Genomic DNA, 1,778 nt, shown 5'->3' with positions numbered 1-1,778 from the left:
CCTTCTGGCAAAAGGATACGGACTAAGGCTTGATAGGATTCGTTCAACACAAACGGGATTGGTTCGGGCTACAAAGCAAATAATTTATTTCATTCCCCCCAACTTTTCAGCTTGATCCCTTTTAACTTAAAAGTTATGACGACAAATTTGAGTCTGCTTTTCTATGTGAGAAAGCAAAAGAATTATGATGGTGGTGAAGCACCTATTTATTTAAGATTGACCGTCAACGGGAAACGGATTGAAATAGCCACGGGAAGGCAATGTGATCCAAAAAGATGGAACAGTAAAGCCAGTAGGTTATCTGGCAGTAAAGAAGACGTTCGGTCCACAAATGCATACCTCAATACTTTGCAGGAGAAAGTATTTGGTGCCCATAGTGAACTTGTAAGATGCGGTGAGCTAATTACAGCGGAATCAGTTAAAGATAAATTCAAGGGCCGGATTGAAAATCCCAAACTTCTGTTGGGAGTAATAAAAGAGCATAACCAGCGAATGGAAGCACTTGTAGGAACAGAGTATGCACCAGGGACACTTAATCGATATAGAGTGCTGGAAAGCCATACCTCGTCTTTTTTAAAGGCGAAATTCGGGGCATCAGATTTGGATATCAAAAAAGTCGATTTCGCTTTTGTCAGCGACTATGAATTTTATCTACGTTCCGTTCGTAAAATGAGTAATAATTCGGTAGTCAGACACATGAAAATGCTTCGAAAGATCATTAACATTTGTTTAAATAATAACTGGATTCAAGTCGACCCGTATTCGAACTTCAAGGGGAAATACAAGAAAGTAGATAAAGCCATACTCACGCAAACAGAGATTGATTTGATTGCTGATAAGAAATTTGTTTCAGAACGGCTTGCACAAGTAAGGGATTCATTTTTATTTTGCTGTTATACAGGGCTTTCTTATAGCGACGTTCACAATCTAAGGCCCTCCGACATTGTTGAAGGATTTGACGGGCAGCAATGGATATTTATACGGCGGGTTAAAACAGATCAGGAATGTAACATTCCATTGCTACCTGAGGCAAAAGCAATTGTCGACAAATACTTGGAAAATCCTGTTCGCGTCTTAAAAGGGAATCTCTTACCGGTTGCAAGCAATCAGAAAATGAATGATTTTTTAAAAGAAATTGCAGTACTGTGTGGTATCAGCAAATCGTTGACCTGAGGTGGTCTAAAAAAGCGGCACACTTTTTTGCATAAATTTTGCAAAAATGAAAGATGAAAAAAAGTCAAAGCAACGCCGGAGTTACGAGCCAGATTTCAAAGCTGAAATTCTTAAAATGTTAATCTCGGGCAAAAAAGTGAGTGAAATCTCCGAGGCCTTTGGAATTGCTGAAAATCTGCTGTATCGTTGGAAAACTTTATCCGCAATGAAGACAAAAGTTAAGGCCAACGAATCTGAAAGTAGTAGTAAAGCTGCTGCCGAGATCGCAAAGTTAAAGGCCGAGATTGAACGGTTAAAAACAGACCTAGAAATTCTAAAAAAGGCATTGGGTCTCTTGAGTTCGTCCAATTAAGAGATGTCTATGACTTGGTATCTTCGCTTACTAAAAAGCACAAAATTAGCCACTTGTGCGCACTGTTCGATATAAGTAGAACAGCATATTATCGTTACAAGCGAGGTAAAAGTTATAATGCGGACAAAAAGTACAATCGTCCCAAACATGAGATTCGGATCGAGTTTATCAGAAATATGAAACGCTATGGCAGCCGGAGAATCAAGGCATCCTTAAATCAAAATGGTACAAAAATCAGCCGTCAGAAAGTGGC

The 1,778-nt window shown here is 39.2% G+C and carries 2 protein-coding genes and 1 pseudogene; all 3 read left to right on the top strand.

Going from position 1 to position 1,778, the window contains the following annotated elements:
- The first annotated feature begins 135 nt into the window (after positions 1 to 135).
- The gene (locus RB622_RS30050) at positions 136 to 1,173 is read left to right on the top strand and encodes a site-specific integrase (RefSeq protein ID WP_308050539.1); all 1,038 of its coding nucleotides are present in this window, start codon (positions 136 to 138) and stop codon (positions 1,171 to 1,173) included.
- Between the two features lie 46 nt (positions 1,174 to 1,219).
- Positions 1,220 to 1,525, top strand: a complete 306-nt coding sequence (locus tag RB622_RS30045; RefSeq protein ID WP_308050538.1) for a transposase — start codon at positions 1,220 to 1,222, stop codon at positions 1,523 to 1,525.
- Between the two features lie 53 nt (positions 1,526 to 1,578).
- A pseudogene (locus tag RB622_RS30040) lies at positions 1,579 to 1,778 on the top strand (IS3 family transposase); the annotation flags it as partial.

The organism is Dyadobacter sp. LHD-138, assembly GCF_030929615.1.
GTDB lineage: Bacteria > Bacteroidota > Bacteroidia > Cytophagales > Spirosomataceae > Dyadobacter.
Note: the sequence above shows the minus strand (reverse complement) of the source record. Positions and strands in the feature narration are given on the sequence as shown.

Bases quoted from the DNA above. Each gene is read 5' to 3' on its own strand.
- RB622_RS30050 (WP_308050539.1), top strand. From the start codon at position 136: ATGACGACAAATTTGAGTCTGCTTTTCTATGTGAGAAAGCAAAAGAAT.
- RB622_RS30045 (WP_308050538.1), top strand. From the start codon at position 1,220: ATGAAAGATGAAAAAAAGTCAAAGCAACGCCGGAGTTACGAGCCAGAT.